This is a genomic window from Streptomyces sp. NPDC107528 (genome assembly GCF_055639295.1).
Window position 1 is genome coordinate 1 of record NZ_JBVKAV010000021.1, and the last position, 15,491, is coordinate 15,491.

The following is a 15,491-nucleotide window of genomic DNA, read 5'->3' on the forward strand; positions in this document are numbered from 1 at the left end:
CGCGCGCCGCGTTCAGGACTTTCTCGATGTCCAGATAACTGCTTGCCGGGGTGTCACCGCCCAGGGCGAACGCCTCATCCGCAGCGCGGACATGCGATGCGTCGCGGTCCGGATCCGCGTAGACGGCCACGCTCGCGATCCCGGCATCCCGGCAGGCCCGGGCCACGCGGACAGCGATTTCGCCACGGTTGGCGATGAGCACCTTGCGCACGACTGGCCCCCTCCTCAATCGGCAGGAATTCTGGGATGATCAAGCGCGGCCGGGGTAATTCCTCTCCCGGGCAGGCGCTGAATACCTGTCCATACTCGATGCCTGACCTCGGCGCTTTCAACAGCCGCCCATTAAGCCTTCGGACCAGATCCTCAGCGGGGATACGGCTTTGTTGGCGCAGCGCCAGGCAAGTGTCAGGAAATTGTCAGAAGCCCCGTCGAACCGCTGAGGGCGGCAGAACCGTCGACCGGCACAGGAAAAGGCCAGGGCATGCGAAAGGGCGGGCTCCCCGTCCGGAGCCCGCCCTTTTCGAAGTCGGCGGCGATGTGGTGACATCGCGCCGGGTGCGAGATCAGCCACTACCGAAGCGGAACCCCACTCCGCGTACGGTGACGATCCAGTCGCTGCCCCCCAACTTGCCTCGTAGGCTGCTGACATGGGTGTCCACGGTGCGACGGGACCAGGACCCACCCCAGACCTGCTGCATGATGCGCTTGCGTGAGATCACCGTCTCCGGGTGGGAGGCGAGCAGATAGAGCAGATCGAACTCCTTACGGGTGACCTCCACGACCTGGCCGTGCAGACTCACCTCGCGCGAGGCGGCGTCGATGCGCAACGGCCCGCGCGAGACGACCTGCTCGATCTGCACCTGCGGACGCGAGCGACGCATGACGGCGTCCATCCGGGCCATCAGTTCCCGGAAGCCGTAGGGCTTGACGAGGTAGTCGTCCGCGCCGGCCTGGAGACCGAGGACACGGTCCAGTTCCGTCCCCCACCCCGTGACGGCTATCAGTGGGACGTCGCTCAGGGAACGGATGGAGCGGCACACCTCCAGACCGTCCAGGTCGGGTAGTTCGAGGTCCAGCAGAACGATGTCCGACACCTGGTAGGCCTGCAGAGCCGCGTTGCCCGTGCCGACCCCCTCTACCTGGTGGCCGTGCCGCCGCAGTCCGGCGGCGAGGGCCTCCATGTCACCGGTGTTGTTCTCGACCACCAGGACCCGCCAGTTGGTCGACGGCTTCCGGATCTGCGAGGTGATGGGCTTTCGAAACTCCAGAGTGCTGCTCGTTGCGCGTTGGCTCACTGCTCTCCCCCTGAACATGTAGTTCCCGCTCGAGCGCCTTGGCTTGTCGAGCCTAAAAACCTACCTCTCGGTTTGTCAAAAAAAAACTCGGTAAACTCACCGTCCGTGACAACTGATGCCACTTTTGCCGGAGTTGGCAGGACATGAAGGATCAATTCCGCCGCGGGACGTAACCGGGCTCGTAATTCTGGATCTTGGAAGTGGTCAAAATTCGCCCCCCGGCCATCGGAAAGCAATCACTGACGGCGGCTGCGGTTTGTTCTGGGTCTCAACCACCGGGCCTACTCACCCGTAGATCAACGTGGATCGAGTGCCCGGGGCAGCCTCGCCCGATGCATTGCGCATCCCCTGAGGGCAGTGGTAGACCGTCCGGGATGTTCTCGGCTGGCTGATTCCCTGCTTCCACTTCTCCCTCGCCCTGGTCATGAGGTGGGAAAGTGTGATCTTCTGGGCAGTACTGACAGTGTGTCGATAGAAACGAGAGCCGCAGCCGGACCGACGCTCCCGTCACTCGGACATCCGCACCCCACAAACAAACCTTCAAGTCCGTTTTCTGGACTGCGGGATGAAAGGATTCAGGCAGGTGGGACTACAACAGGAGAGGGCGATCCGCACCCGCCGGCTCATGCTGAAGTCGGCGGCAGACGTCTTCGACCGCGAGGACTACGCCTCGGCCAGGCTCTCCGACATCAGCGCGCGGGCCAACATGAGCACGGGCGCGCTGCACTTCCACTTCGCGAACAAGGAGGACCTGGCCCAGGCGGTCGTGAACGAGGCGCGCGGCATCCTGTGGCGCGCCGCGCGCCTCGCGTACGAGAAGAACTCCGAGCCGCTGCAGGCCCTCACCGACATCTCGCACACCCTGAGCCAGTTGCTGTCCTGGGACGTGGTGTCACGGGCCGGGCTGCGGCTGGACAACGACCGGTCCCGCAAGGGGCGGGAGCAGTTCATCCACGCGTGGCACGCCTGCGTGCAGCGGCTGCTGGACCGCGCGCGCCAGGAGGGCGGGGTCGCCGCGCAGGTCCAGCTGCCGGCCCTGACCTGTGCGATCGTCGCCGCGACGACCGGCATAGGAGTACTGATAAAGGGGGGCGAGGGCGATCGGACCCGGCTGGCCTTCACGGGGTTCTGGCAGGGCTTCCTGCCGGGGCTCGCCGCACCGAGCCTGCTCGGCGCACTGAACCCCGGCGGCACGCCGGACGTCGTCGACCACGCGGTCGCCGTGTCGCGTTACCTGCCCTACGCCCCGGAGGAAGAGATCGACGCGGAGGCAGCGACCACGGGGGTGAGGTGATGCGGAGCCGATACCGGGTCCGGGACCGGCCGTGGGAGGGGTCGTGAAATCGGCCGCTGGAGCGGTCGTTGGACCGGCCGTGGGGGCGGCCGTGAGAGCGACCGTCGGAGCGACCGCGGGGCCAGCAGTGGGGGCGGCCGTGAGATCGGCCGTCGGAGCGGTCTCGGGACCAGCGGCGGGACCAGCCGTCGGCGCGGCAGCGGGACCGACAGTAGGAGCGGCCGTGAGAGCGACCGTCGAATCGGCCACGGGACCGACCGTCGGCACGGCACCGGGAGCGGCCGTCGAAGCGACCACGGGACCGACAGTGGGGACGGCCGTGAGAGCGACCGCGGGACCGACAGTAGGAGCGGCCGTGAGAGCGACCGTCGGATCGGCCGCGGGACCAGCCGACGGCGCGGCAATGGGACCGGCCGTCGGAGCGGTCGCGGGACCGGCTGTCGGATCGGCCACCGGAACCGACCGTCGGATCGGCCGCGGGGCCGGTGCTGAATTGGGATGCCCTCGCCATCGCGTACCGGCGGTGCCGTCGGCGGCGGGCCCTCGGACCCCGGCGACCGTGCGGGAGTTGCCGGCGGCAGGGCGCGGGTCGACCACGGCCGTACGCCCCCGCGACGCACGCCGTGGCGACCGTGTGTTCGCCGCTCGGGACGGACGAGATGACCGGCGAATCCGCCGGAACCCCCTGCGCCGCCGCCAGGACGTGCCGGCTCAGCCGCCGTCCCTCGGCGCGCCGTCGCCCAGGGTCAGCGTGAAGACGGGCTCGTCCTGCTGGAGGCCCTCCACCTGCATCACGGTGCCCTGTTCCGTGGACCGGTCCGGGCCTGCCAGGATCCAGCAGGGCTCGGTCAGTTCGCAGTACTTGTGGAAGGCGATCCGCATCGAGGCGGGGTGGAAGTCGTGCCCGGGCGTCAGCACGTTGGCGGCCTGGCGGGCGGCTTCGAGGAGCACCATGCCGGGAACGTGGTCGTTCGGCCGGGCGAAGAGTGTGGGGTGCGTGGTGTCCAGGCGGAGCCGCCAGCCGGGCCGGTGCCTGGAGGGGGCGAGGACGACGTCCTTGCGGTCGCCGCGGCCGGTCTCGCGCGGCGCGACGGCGGGCAGCAGCGGCAGGGGCCGGCCGGCGACGGAAAGCCGCTCGCCGCGCAGCCGGTGGTAGACGCGCGCCGAAGTGCAGCCCAGGATGCCCATGCTCGTGGCGAGGAGCCGGCCGAGGCGCTGGAAGCGCAGGTCGACCCGCATGCCGACGAGACGCCCGGCGCGTAGCTGGACGTCGGTGCACTCGACGACGACGTCGATCGCGCCCGAGGCGCCCGCCACGGTGAACTCCGCTGTCTCGACGCGGTATCCGAGCTCCCGCATGACGAACTGGTCGCCGATCGGGACTCCGAACTCGGCGTGAGCCAGCATCATCGTCGCCTGCCGGGTGGTCTCGGCGACGAGCAGCGGATCCTGATACCCGCCGGGCAGCGGGGCGAAGAAGCGGTGTGCGGCGGGCCAGTTCACCGAGACCAGGAAGCTGTGCTCGGTCAGGCGCAGCCAATCGACGGGGAAACGGTCCTCGGGGTCCGGGCGGTGGCACAGCTCCGCGGTGGCCCTGCCGTCGGGAATCAGAACCGGGGAGTCGGTCCGGTATGCGGGCCGTGAGGCGGACTCTTCCGAGTGGATCGGTGCGGCCGGTCCGGCAAGCGGACCGCTGTGCCGGGCCATGCTGCCCCCATGGGCGGGGTCGGGTCGCTCCTGCGCCGGGTCCAGACCCGTACGAGACTCAACAAACCGGTCTACTACGGATATCGCGCCATCAGGCATGGATTGCCCCCTGAGTCGATACATGTGGGGATCGTTCCCCTCTCGACAAAAGACTGGCAGTCCGGTTCTCTTTGCGGGGGAACCTGACCAAGCTCTGACATAGAAACAGGCACGGACGCATGGCACGTCAAGCAAGAGCCATCCAGACCCGGAAGTCGATCCTGCTGGCGGCCGCCGAGGTGTTCGACGAGCGGGGCTACAGCACCGCCACCATCACGGAGATCATCGCGCGGGCCGGTGTCACCAAGGGGGCGCTGTACTTCCACTTCACCTCCAAGGAGGACCTGGCCCTCGGGGTGATAGCGGCGCAGCTGGAGCTCGGCCCGTTGCCTCCACAGCGCACGAAGCTGCAGGAACTCACCGACCAGGGCCTGTTGTTCGCGCATCAGCTGCAGCACGACCCGCTGACCCGGGCCAGCGTCGGACTCGCCATGGACCAGTGGAGCGAGAGTGCCGAGAGCGCGGAGAGCGGCAATCCCTTTCACGGCAGACCGTTCCAGTCCTGGGCGGACCGCCTCACCGGACTGCTCGTCGAGGCGCGCGGACGCGGCGAGTTGCTGCCGCACGTGGACCCTGCGGAGACGGCGGAGCTGCTGTCCGGGTCCTTCACCGGTATCCAGTGGACGTCCCAAGTGCTGTGTCAGCGCAAGGACTTGACGCGCCGGGTGATCTCCATGTTCCGCCACCTCCTGCCGACCATCGCGATGCCGCAGATCCTCCCGACGCTGGAACTGACCCCCGACCGAGCCGTGTCGCTGCTCGCGTCGCGCGATGCGGCGCTGGAGGGGGAGGACGCACCGGCCGACGAGGGGTACGACGCCGCGGCCGAGGACGGCTCCGCGTCGGAAGACGGCTCCGCGTCGGAGGACGGCACGGCCTGGGAGCCCGACGCCGCCGCCACCCCGGTACCGGAAGGGAGCGCTGCCCCGGAGGGGGAGGACAGCGCTGCCTGATCGGCGGTCCGCAACCCGCCCCCGGAGACCGGCATCGCGCATCACCGAAGCGGGGCGGAGGACGACGTTTCCTCCAGGCGGTAGCCGACGCCCCGGACCGTGGTGATCCAGCCCTCGCCCAGCTTCGCGCGCAGGGCGCTGACGTGGGTGTCCACCGTGCGGCTTGAGATGGCCCACTCGTCCGCCCAGACCCCGGCGATCAGGTCCCGGCGTGAGATCACCGTCTCCGGTGCCGAGGCCAGCAGCAGAAGGATGTCGAACTCCTTGCGGGTCAGCTCCAACGGCTGCTCGCCGAGCCACGCCTCACGCGTCCCGGGGTCCAGCCGCAGGGCCCCGCAGGACACGCCGGCCGGACCCCCGCCGCTGGCGACGCGCCGGGTCACCGCGTTCATCCGGGCGATCAGCTCCCGGAACCCGTACGGCTTCACTAGACAGTCGTCCGCACCCGACCGCAGGCTGAGCACCCGGTCCATTTCGGTGTCCCGGCTGGTGAAGGCGATCAGCGGGGTGGTGCCCCTGGCCCGGATCTCGGCGCACACCTGCAGACCGTCGAGGTCGGGCAACTCCAGGTCGAGCAGGACGACTTCGGCCTGTTCCCAAGCCTGGAGGGCCGCCCGTCCGGTGCGGGCCCGCCGGACCTGATGGCCGTTGCGCACCAGGCGGCAGACCAGGGGCTCGGCGGTCCCGTCATCCGGATCGATCACAAGTACGCGCATGTGCACTCCACTCCGGGCCGCGTCCGGGCGGTGCCGGGCACCTCCCGGTCGGCGGCCCGGACCGTCACTCGCCCGCCGACCGGGTGTGCACCACGCGGTAGGTGTTGGAGTCCCGCCAGATGGCCAGCGCGTCCAGCTTGGCGTCGATCCTCTGCCGCTCCGCCGACCGCTGCGCCGCGGGCTGCTCGCGGAAGGCGTCGTAGGCCTCCTTGCTGTCCCACTGCGCGTAGACGACGACCCACTTGCCCTCGATGCCACGGCCGCGCAGACCGCGCAGCACCGTGTGGCTGCGGTATCCCGGGACCTTCTGCAGCCAGTCCTGGGCCGCGCCGAGGGTGTCGACCAGATCGTCCTGGTGCTTCTCGGCGACGCCGTAAAGGTCGATGACCGTGTAGTCCTCGCGCTCCGGCCCGATCTCGGTGTCCCCGGCGCCCGGCTTCGACTGGGTGAACACCGCCTCGTTCTGGAGGAGCCGGATCGCGGTGGTGATCTCACCGAAGAGCGGCAGGGTGCGGTGCTTGAACTCCTCGCCGGCGTAGCGGGCCTCCAGGTCCTCGGTGGAGCGCCACTGGATGAAGTTGGCGGTGCCGAACTTGGTCTGCCCGCTGTGCACGGTGCTGGAGATCCAGCCGTCGTAGGCGGCGGCGTCGACGATCTCGCGCATCGCGGCGAGCAGGCTGTCCTGCTTCTCGGCGGAGTCGGTGGAGAACAGGTTGAGGACGGTCAGGTTCTTACCATCGGCTGCGATCTTCGGCATTCTCTTCTCTTCCGGTAGATCGGGTGATGAAAGGTTGACGAAAGAAGCAGAACTCGAATTTCCGGCTCAGCGGATCAGCTCAGCGAATCAGCTCAACAGATCGGCTCAACGGATCAGTGCTTCCCGACCAGCATGACAAGTCCTCAACTCCTGCTGAAGGGAGCTGTGTTCAGGACTGCGCGCGGATTGTCAGGTCTTTTCCGTCAGCGTCAGATCTTCCGCAGCTACGTCAGGTCTTCGACAAGTGCCCTTGGGTGCCCATTGGCCACCACGCGATGCTCGGGTAATGAATTCCGTCACGTCAGCAGCCGAAATCAGCACCTTGCTGGACCGATATCTATTGGGCCTCGACGAGGACAAACTCGACGACGCGTGGGCGCGCACGCTGTTCACCGACGACGCCCGTGTCGTGTTCCCGATGGCCCAGCACGAGGGAATCGAAGGGCTCGCCGCCTGGCACCGGCAGGCACTCGACGCGTTCGCGCGCACCCAGCATCTCAACTCTCCGGCGGTGGTGGACCTCACCGGCGAGAGGCGGGCGGTGCTGCGGGCCAACCTGGTCTCCACCCACGTACACCATCCGGACGCGCCCGGCGATCCGCTGTTCGTCTCCGGCACCCTGGTCCACGGCGAGGCCCGGCACACCGAGCAGGGCTGGCGTCTGACGGAGCTGTCGTTCCAGCTGGTCTGGTCGACGGGCAGCCCGCCGCGGCCCAGGGGCTCCCGATGACCGCGTCGGCGGCGGGGGGCGGGGAGCAGCAGATGGCCACCATGCTGCTCGGCATCGGCGTGATCCTGCTGGTCGGCGCCGCCCTCGGTGCGCTCGCCCGGAAGCTGGGCCAGCCCAAGGTGATCGGCGAGATCACCGCCGGCATCGTGCTCGGCCCGAGTCTGCTCGGCCTGTTCCCGGGCAATCTGACGGAGCGCCTGTTCCCGGGCGACGTAAGGCCGTTGCTTTCTGCTGTCTCCCAGGTCGGCCTCGTCCTGTTCATGTTCGTGGTCGGCTGGGAGTTCGAGAAGCGGCTGATACGGCCGCACGCGCGTCTGGCGGCGAGCGTCTCGCTGTCGTCGATCGTGCTGGCCTTCGGGCTGGGCGTCGCCGCGGCGGTCGTGCTGTATCCGCACCACGACACGGTGGCCGGCAAGCACATCTCCTTCATCGCGTTCGCCACCTTCATGGGCACCGCGATGTCCGTGACGGCGTTCCCGGTGCTGGCACGGATCCTCACCGAGAACAAGCTGATGGACACCCGGGTCGGCGCCCTGTCACTGGCCAGCGCCGCGATCGACGACGTCCTCGCCTGGTGTCTGCTGGCGTATGTGTCGGCGCTGGTCAGCTCGGACGGCGACTACGCGGGCCTGGCCCGGATCGGGGCGCTCAGCGTCGTCTATGTCGCGCTGATGTTCCTGGTGGTACGGCCGCTGGTGGCCCGGCTGGTGTGGCGTTGGGCGGCGACGGAGCGCTGGAGCGCGCTGCTCGCGGTGCTGTGCGCGGGTGTGTTCGCCTCGTCGTGGCTGACCTCGTGGATCGGCATCCACCAGATCTTCGGCGCGTTCCTGTTCGGCTTCGTCATGCCGCGCGAGCCCCGGAGGGTGCTCGCGGCGAACCTGCGCCGGCCGCTGGACGACGTCAGCGTCGTGCTGCTGCCGGTGTTCTTCATCGTCACCGGACTCGGCGTCGACCTCGGCTCCCTGACCGCGACCGACTACCTGTCCCTGGCCCTGGTCATCGGTGTGGCCTGCGCGGGCAAGCTGGTCGGCGCGATCGTCCCGGCCCGGCTGTCCGGCCTGTCCTGGCGTGAGTCCAAGGACCTGGGCGTGCTGATGAACACCCGTGGCCTGACCGAACTCATCATCCTCAACGCCGCCGTGAGCCTCGGAGTGCTCGACGGACGGATGTTCACCATGCTGGTGATCATGGCCCTCGTGACGACGGCGATGGCGGCCCCGCTGCTGTCCCGGCGCGAGCACCTCACGGCCGGCGTGACCGAAAAGGCTCGTACACCCGTCGCGGACGCGACCGCGCCGCGCACCTGACGAGGGGGCTCACGTGATACCCGTCCAACCGTTGTCCCAGCACGGCCGGCAGTTGCCGCAACCGCCGGTCGACGGCCGCGCGTTGCGCACTGTGTGCGGCAACTTCGCCACCGGCGTCACCGTCATCACCACCGGAGGTCCCGAGGACGGCGCCGCCACCACGGTGAACTCCTTCACGTCCGTCTCACTGGAGCCGCCGCTGGTGCTGTTCTGCCTGCACCGGCAGTCGCGTCTGCGTCCGGCCCTCCAGCGGTCCGGAGGCTTCGTGGTCAACTTTCTGACGCGCAGTCAGGCAGGGCTGGCGTGGAAGTTCGCGGGCCGTGAGTCGGCACGCCTGGCGGAGGTCCCGCACCACCGCTCCACGAGCGGACTGCCGGTCCTCACCGAGGCGCTGGCCTTCCTGGAGTGCCGTCTCGCCGACGAGTACGACGGCGGTGACCACGCCATCCTGCTCGGCGAGGTCACCGCCCTTGGCACGTCGACGGAGGAGACCGACCCGCTGGTCTTCTACAAGGGCGCGATGCGCGTCCTCGACACCGATGTCCCCGAGCCGGCCCGGGGTTAGCGGCCGTCCGGGGTCAGCAGAAGGTCCCGGCGCAGGTCAGCGCGGTACAGCGGCCGGTTCGTCCGCCGCGTCGAACTCCCGCCTGGCCCGCTCCACCTTCTGGAGGTTCTCCCCGGACCACTCGGCGAGGTGGGCGAAGATCGGCGCCAGGCTGCGGCCCAGCTCGCTGATCTCGTACTCCACCCGGGGCGGCACCTCGGGGTAGTACGTCCGCACGACCAGGCCGTCGCGCTCCATCTGGCGCAGTCGCTGGGTGAGGACCTTCGGCGTGATGGTGCGGATGTTGCGCTGGAGCTCGACGAAACGCTGCCGGCCGAACTCGTGCAGCGTCCACAGGATCGGTGTCGTCCAGCGGCTGAAGACGATGTCGACCACCGGGGAGACCGGGCACGCCAGCTCCGAGTCGACCTGTCCGCCACGCGTGGTGGTGCTGCCCATGGCGCCAGTGCTGCCCATTCGGACCCTCCCAGGAAGTCACTTTCCTCTAGGTACCTACTTTACCCAGGATGCTAGCTTCCCGGAAGACGGTGAGCGGGCCCCCGCTCCCGGCCTCGCGCCATGTCATTCCCGCACTTCCCGTCCCTACGGAACTCTCCGTCACATCTCCTAGGAGCGACATGTCGACCCAAGAGTCGCTGCGTCCCCACCCCACCGACGAATCGGCCCCGCCGCACCGCCCGGGACTCATCCTGGCGTTCCTCTGCCTGGCCGGCTTCATGACCTTCCTCGATGTGTCCATCGTCAACGTGGCCCTGCCGACCATCGAGGACGAACTGCACATCTCCCAGACGTCGTTGCAGTACATCGTCACCACGTACGGCATGCTGCTCGGCGGCTTCCTGCTGCTGACCGGCCGGCTGGCGGACGCCTTCGGCCGTCGCCGGATGCTGCAGACCGGCCTGATCCTCTTCGCCCTGTCCTCCCTGCTCGCCGGGTTCGGGCAGAGCGCGGCCATGCTGATCGTGGCGCGCGGCGCCCAGGGCCTCGGCGCCGCGTTCATCGCGACCGCCGCGCTGTCCCTGCTCGCCAACAACTTCGCGGAGGGCGCCGAGCGCAACAAGGCGCTCGGCGCGTGGGGCGCGCTCAGCGGTATCGCCGCCGTCGCCGGTGTCACCCTGGGCGGTCTGCTCACCGACGGCCCGGGCTGGCGCTGGATCTTCTTCATCAACGTGCCGATCGGCCTGGTCTGCGCCCTGATCGCCCCGAGGATCGTCGGCGAGAGCCGCGCCGCGGAACGCCGCAGCTCCTTCGACGTCGCCGGTGCCGTGACGCTGACCGCCGGTCTCGTGCTGCTCATCTTCAGCCTCGGCCAGACCATCGACGACTCGGACGTCCCGTTGGCCCGCGTCTACGGCGGCTTCGCCCTCTCCGCGGTCCTGCTCATCACGTTCCTGCTGATCGAGCGCCGCGCCGAGGCACCGCTGATCCCGCTCGGCGTCTTCAAGCGCAAGTCGCTGCGGGCCTCCAACATCGTCGCCGTCCTGCTGCTCGGCACCTGCGTCACGCTGTTCTTCTTCGCCAGCCTGTTCATGCAGCAGGTCCTCAACTGGTCGGCCCTGAAGACCGGTCTGGCCTACGTCCCGCTCGCAGTGATCGTCGCGGTCGGCGCCGGTATCGCCTCCCAGCTGGTGACCAAGGTCGCCGCCAAGCCGGTGCTGATGGCCGGCCTGACGCTGACCAGCGTGGGCATGTTCCTACTGTGGCGGGCCCCGTCCGACGCCTCCTACGTCGTGGACCTGCTGCCCGCGTTCCTGATCTCCGGTCTCGGTCTCGGCCTGTCCTTCGTGCCGGTGCAGGTCGCCGCGTTCACCGGCACCCAGGAGGACGAGTCCGGTCTGTCCGCGGGGCTCATCAACACCGCGCAGGAGGTCGGCGGCGCCCTCGGCCTCGCCGTGGCCGCCACCTACGCCTTCCGCCAGGTCGAGCAGCTCACCGAGTGGGCGGACGGGGTGCCCGCGCGGGTGACCCAGGCGCGCACCGAGGTCTTCCACGACGCGTTCCTCGCGGGTGCCTGCTTCGCCGTGGCCGGCCTGCTCCTCACGCTGCTCCTGCTGCCCTTCACCAGGGCGTCGGACCAGCCGGCCGCCGCTCCCGCCGAAGCCTGAGATCGGAACCCCGCCATAGATCGGAAAGCCACCATGCCGACGTCACCACGGTTGTCCTCCGCGGCCGAGGACTTCCTCGCCGAGAACCATCTGTGCACCTTCACCACGCTGCGCCCCGACGGCTCGCCCCATGTGACGCCCGTGCGGTTCACCTGGGACGGCGAGGCGGGCCTGGCGCGGGTCATGACCGCGGTGACACGGCGCAAGGCCAGGAACCTTCTGGCCACGCCCGCCGGCCGGGCCTCCCTCTGCCAGACGGTGGGGCCCCGCTGGATCACCCTGGAGGGCACCGCCACCGTCCACGACGACCCGTTACGGGTCCAGGAGGGCATCCGGCGGTACGCCAAGCGGTACTGGACGCCGCCGCCGGAGCCGCCGGGCCTGGTCGTGATCGAGATCCAGGTCGACCGGGTGCTGGGCCTGCTCTGAGCCGGGTCCGAGCCGGCCGAGGGCGTCGGAACTTCCTTCCGGCGCCCTCGCGCATTTCCACCGCCTGACGCAACTGCAGAATCTCTGACGAAACTTGTCAGAGACCTGTACTTGCGGCCATTCAGCTTCCCCAACTCCCCCGGAATACTGGAGAAAAATCCACTGGGAGAGGAAACATGGATAATTTTCATGCCGACGTGATTGTCGCCGGGGCCGGCCCTTCCGGACTCATGCTCGCCGGTGAACTCCGCCTGTCCGGACGGTCGGTGGTCGTACTCGACCGCCTGGCGGAGCCGATGCGGCAGTCCCGGGCGCTCGGGTTTTCCGCCCGCACCATCGAGGAGTTCGGTCAGCGGGGACTTCTCGAGAAATTCGGTCAACTCGAGACGATACCCTTCGGGCATTTCGGTGGACTGCCCATCGACTATCGGATCGTCGAGGGCGGCAATTTCGGCGTCCGCGGTGTTCCGCAGTCGCGGACCGAGGCCATTCTGCTCGAGTGGGCGACCGGCCTCGGCGCCGAGATCCGCCGCGGGCACGAGGTCGTCGGCATGACCCAGGACGAGCAGGGTGTCGTCGTCGAGGTCGGCACCGCCGACGGCGTCGAGACGTTGCGCGCGGCCTACCTGGTCGGCTGTGACGGTGCCCGCTCCACCGTGCGCAAGCTGGCCGGCATCGACTTCCCCGGCACCAGCGCCACCATCGAGATGCTGATGGCCGACGTCGCCACCAACGAGCTGCGCATCCGCCCGACCGGCGAGGTCGGCGAGTCCGGCATGGTCGTGGTGCTCCCCCTCGGCCCCCAGGCCACCCGCGTCGTCGTCTTCGAGCGCGGCGCCGGCGTCCGCCCGACCCAGGAGGCGCCCACCTTCCCCGAGGTCGCCGCCGCCTTCCAGCGCGTCACCGGCGAGGACATCACCGGCCACAAGCCGCTGTGGACCAGCTACTTCACCGACGGCAGCCGACAGGCCTCCGAGTACCGCCAGGGCCGGGTCTTCCTCGCGGGCGACGCCGCGCACATCCATCTGCCCATCGGCGCCCAGGGCATCAGCGCCGGTGTCGGCGACGTGGTGAACCTCGGCTGGAAGCTTGCGGCCGAGCTGGGCGGGCACGCCCCCGAGGGCCTGCTGGACACCTACCACTCCGAGCGCCACCCGGTCGGCGCCCGCATCGTCGCCAACACCCTCGTGCAGCGCTCCCTGTACCTCGGCGGCCCCGAGATGGAGCCGCTGCGCCGCCTCTTCGGCGAGCTGGTCGGCATCGAGGCGGTCCGCCGCCATCTGGTCGGCCTGGTCACCGGCCTGGACATCGGCTACGACATGGGCGACGGCGGCCACCCGCTGCTCGGCCGCCGGCTGCCCGACCAGGAGCTGCTGGTCGGCGACGAGAAGAGCAGCACGTACGAACTGCTCACCCGCGGCCGTCCGCTGCTGCTGAACCTGCGCGGCGGGGACGCCCTCAGCGAGGCCGCCGCCGGCTGGGCCGACCGCGTCGACGTGGTCGCCGCCTCCCGCCCCGACCCCGCCGCCCCGGCCGCCGACCTGCTGGTCCGCCCCGACGGCTACATCGCCTGGGTCGGCATCGACGGCTCCACCGACGGCCTCGCGACCGCTCTGGAGCGCTGGTTCGGCTCACCCGCAGGTAACTGACCGCCCATCCGAACGGCGCCGACGCGCCGACGGTTCGTCAGAAGAGGAGTTCCGAGTTGACCGGCAAGGCCGAGACACAGATGCCCACCAAGGCCGACACACAGAAGACGGCGTCGAAGGCCGGCGAGTGGACCGAGTGCGACGTGATCATCCTGGGCGCCGGGATCGGCGGCTCGATCACCGGCGCGATCCTGGCCCGGCAGGGCGCGAAGGTGGTGCTCGTCGACGCCGGGCAGCACCCGCGGTTCGCGGTCGGTGAGTCGCAGAACCCGCAGCTCGTGGAGTGGCTGCACATCCTCGCCGTGCGCTACGACGTCCCCGAGATCAAGCACCTGCTCGACATCAAGGCGGTCACCAAGTACATCGGCGCCCACCACGGCAGGAAGCAGAGCTTCGGATTCGTACGGCACGTCCCGGACCGGGAGCCGGACCCGCGCGAGGCGACGATGTTCGTCATCCCGAAGATGCTGACCGAGGCGTCGCACATGTTCCGCCAGGACACCGACACGTACTACTTCAACGTCGCCGCCAAGTACGGCTGCACCCTGCGGCAGAACTGGCGCGCCACCGACCTGGACTTCGACGACGACGGCGTCACCGTCACCGGCCAGAGCGGCGAGGTGTTCCGCGCGAAGTACCTCATCGACGCCAGCGGATTCCGCTCCCCGCTCGCCCAGAAGTTCGACCTGCGCGAGAAGCCCTCGCGGATCAAGCACCACGCGCGCTCGATGTTCACGCACTACGTCGGCATCAAGCCGTACGACGACGTGTGCAACTACCCCGACGCGCTGCGCCCGCCGGCCGAGTCCCCGTTCCACGGCGGCACCCTGCACCACCTGATCGAACGCGGCTGGTTCTGGATCATCCCGTTCGACAACCACACGGACTCGCGCAACCCGATGTGCAGCGTCGGCCTGACCTTTGACGAGCGGCTGTACCCGCAGCCCAAGGACAAGACGCCGGACGAGGAGTTCAACCACTACCTCGACATGTACCCGGCCGTGAAGCGCCAGTTCGACGGCGCGCGGCGGGTGCGGGAGTGGATCTCGACGCCGGACCGCATCCAGTACTCCTCGAAGCAGACGGTCGGCGACCGCTGGTGTCTGATGTCCCACGCGGCCGGCTTCGTGGACCCGCTCTACTCGCGCGGTCTGTCCAACACCTTCGAAGTGGTGGACGCCCTGTGCTACCGCGTCCTGGAAGCGCTGCGCGATGACGACTTCTCGGCCAAGCGCTTCGAGTACGTCGAGCGTCTGGAGCAGGGGCTGCTCACCTACAACGACATGATCGTCAACAGCTCCTACATCGCGTTCTCCCACTTCCGGCTCTGGAACGCGGTGTTCCGGGTCTGGGCCTGCTTCACCACGCCCGCCACCATGCGGCAGATCCAGGCCCGCCAGGAGTTCGTCCTGGACGGCGACGACCGGCACTTCCGCGAGATGGAGAACTCGCCCTACCCGGGCCTGTGGTGGCCGGACAGCCACGCCTTCAAGCACCTGCTCGACGTCACCAACGAGACCTGCCTCAGCTACGAAGCGGGCGAGATCGACGGTGACAAGGCGGCCGACATCGTCTTCCAGGCCATCAACGACTGCGAGTCGGTCAACACGCCCTTCGGCTGGAAGGACGGCGAGGACCACCGCTTCTACCGGGCCACCACCCCCACGATGATCAAGTTCATGTGGTGGGCGAGCACCAACGGCCCCAAGGAGATGCGCGACCTCGGCCGCTCGATGCTCAAGGGCGTCGCCAAGTCCGCCGTACGCGGCAAGAAGGTCTCCTGACCTCCTGGCTCCCGACCTCCTGACCGCCGCCGCACCCCCCGAGACCGGCCCGCACAGGGCGTGGTGCCACCCCCACGCGCAGCCCTGTGCGGGCCACGGGC

At 69.1% G+C, this 15,491-nt stretch carries 15 protein-coding genes; 9 read left to right on the plus strand and 6 right to left on the minus strand.

Features of this window, described 5'->3' with window-relative positions:
• Together ACZ7L5_RS43155 and ACZ7L5_RS43160 are read right to left on the minus strand one after the other, a co-directional pair.
• Positions 1-211: biotin carboxylase N-terminal domain-containing protein (locus ACZ7L5_RS43155; RefSeq protein ID WP_471524369.1), on the minus strand; the 211-nt coding region annotated here is incomplete at its 3' end.
• 352 nt (positions 212-563) lie between these two features.
• Positions 564-1,313, minus strand: a complete 750-nt coding sequence (locus ACZ7L5_RS43160; protein WP_328881297.1) for a response regulator transcription factor — start codon at positions 1,311-1,313, stop codon at positions 564-566.
• Between the two features lie 565 nt (positions 1,314-1,878).
• Between ACZ7L5_RS43160 and ACZ7L5_RS43165 the strand changes: the two genes are divergently transcribed.
• Positions 1,879-2,589: a ScbR family autoregulator-binding transcription factor gene (locus tag ACZ7L5_RS43165; RefSeq protein ID WP_363039876.1), complete on the plus strand. Its 711-nt coding sequence runs from the start codon at positions 1,879-1,881 to the stop codon at positions 2,587-2,589.
• A gap of 711 nt (positions 2,590-3,300) precedes the next feature.
• Here ACZ7L5_RS43165 and ACZ7L5_RS43170 read toward each other — a convergent pair.
• The gene (locus ACZ7L5_RS43170; protein ID WP_471524371.1) at positions 3,301-4,296 is read right to left on the minus strand and encodes a ScbA/BarX family gamma-butyrolactone biosynthesis protein; all 996 of its coding nucleotides are present in this window, start codon (positions 4,294-4,296) and stop codon (positions 3,301-3,303) included.
• 218 nt (positions 4,297-4,514) lie between these two features.
• On the opposite strand from ACZ7L5_RS43170, the gene ACZ7L5_RS43175 reads away from it, so the two are divergent.
• Positions 4,515-5,348, plus strand: coding sequence for a ScbR family autoregulator-binding transcription factor (locus tag ACZ7L5_RS43175; protein ID WP_471524373.1), 834 nt, complete (start codon positions 4,515-4,517; stop codon positions 5,346-5,348).
• A 41-nt stretch (positions 5,349-5,389) separates the two neighbouring features.
• Here the strand turns inward: ACZ7L5_RS43175 and ACZ7L5_RS43180 are convergent, their stop codons facing one another.
• Both ACZ7L5_RS43180 and ACZ7L5_RS43185 read right to left on the minus strand, forming a co-directional pair.
• Positions 5,390-6,064: a response regulator transcription factor gene (locus ACZ7L5_RS43180; protein ID WP_471524375.1), complete on the minus strand. Its 675-nt coding sequence runs from the start codon at positions 6,062-6,064 to the stop codon at positions 5,390-5,392.
• A 64-nt stretch (positions 6,065-6,128) separates the two neighbouring features.
• Positions 6,129-6,821 carry an antibiotic biosynthesis monooxygenase family protein gene (locus tag ACZ7L5_RS43185; RefSeq protein ID WP_328881292.1) on the minus strand — a complete coding sequence of 231 codons (693 nt, stop codon included), beginning with the start codon at positions 6,819-6,821 and terminating at the stop codon, positions 6,129-6,131.
• 286 nt (positions 6,822-7,107) lie between these two features.
• Here ACZ7L5_RS43185 and ACZ7L5_RS43190 point away from each other — a divergent pair, with 286 nt between their 5' ends.
• The 3 genes from ACZ7L5_RS43190 to ACZ7L5_RS43200 are packed head-to-tail and all read left to right on the plus strand — an operon-like array spanning position 7,108 to position 9,423.
• Positions 7,108-7,551: a nuclear transport factor 2 family protein gene (locus ACZ7L5_RS43190; RefSeq protein WP_471524377.1), complete on the plus strand. Its 444-nt coding sequence runs from the start codon at positions 7,108-7,110 to the stop codon at positions 7,549-7,551.
• Positions 7,548-8,858: a cation:proton antiporter gene (locus tag ACZ7L5_RS43195; protein ID WP_471524379.1), complete on the plus strand. Its 1,311-nt coding sequence runs from the start codon at positions 7,548-7,550 to the stop codon at positions 8,856-8,858. The genes ACZ7L5_RS43190 and ACZ7L5_RS43195 overlap by 4 nt, the downstream gene beginning before the upstream one ends.
• A gap of 13 nt (positions 8,859-8,871) precedes the next feature.
• Positions 8,872-9,423: a flavin reductase family protein gene (locus tag ACZ7L5_RS43200; protein ID WP_471524381.1), complete on the plus strand. Its 552-nt coding sequence runs from the start codon at positions 8,872-8,874 to the stop codon at positions 9,421-9,423.
• A gap of 36 nt (positions 9,424-9,459) precedes the next feature.
• On the opposite strand, the gene ACZ7L5_RS43205 is transcribed toward ACZ7L5_RS43200, so the two are convergent.
• A complete protein-coding gene (locus tag ACZ7L5_RS43205) occupies positions 9,460-9,879 on the minus strand; it encodes a winged helix-turn-helix transcriptional regulator (protein WP_383239539.1) in 420 nt (139 codons plus the stop codon).
• A gap of 161 nt (positions 9,880-10,040) precedes the next feature.
• On the opposite strand from ACZ7L5_RS43205, the gene ACZ7L5_RS43210 reads away from it, so the two are divergent.
• The 4 genes from ACZ7L5_RS43210 to ACZ7L5_RS43225 all read left to right on the plus strand — a co-directional run bounded on the left by ACZ7L5_RS43210 (position 10,041) and on the right by ACZ7L5_RS43225 (position 15,390).
• The gene (locus tag ACZ7L5_RS43210) at positions 10,041-11,528 is read left to right on the plus strand and encodes an MFS transporter (protein ID WP_471524383.1); all 1,488 of its coding nucleotides are present in this window, start codon (positions 10,041-10,043) and stop codon (positions 11,526-11,528) included.
• Between the two features lie 33 nt (positions 11,529-11,561).
• Complete coding sequence (locus ACZ7L5_RS43215; RefSeq protein WP_328881287.1) at positions 11,562-11,957, plus strand: pyridoxamine 5'-phosphate oxidase family protein; 396 nt, start codon at positions 11,562-11,564, stop codon at positions 11,955-11,957.
• A 176-nt stretch (positions 11,958-12,133) separates the two neighbouring features.
• Positions 12,134-13,606 carry an FAD-dependent monooxygenase gene (locus ACZ7L5_RS43220; protein WP_471524385.1) on the plus strand — a complete coding sequence of 491 codons (1,473 nt, stop codon included), beginning with the start codon at positions 12,134-12,136 and terminating at the stop codon, positions 13,604-13,606.
• 80 nt (positions 13,607-13,686) lie between these two features.
• Positions 13,687-15,390 carry an NAD(P)/FAD-dependent oxidoreductase gene (locus ACZ7L5_RS43225; RefSeq protein ID WP_471524461.1) on the plus strand — a complete coding sequence of 568 codons (1,704 nt, stop codon included), beginning with the start codon at positions 13,687-13,689 and terminating at the stop codon, positions 15,388-15,390.
• Positions 15,391-15,491 lie beyond the last annotated feature (101 nt).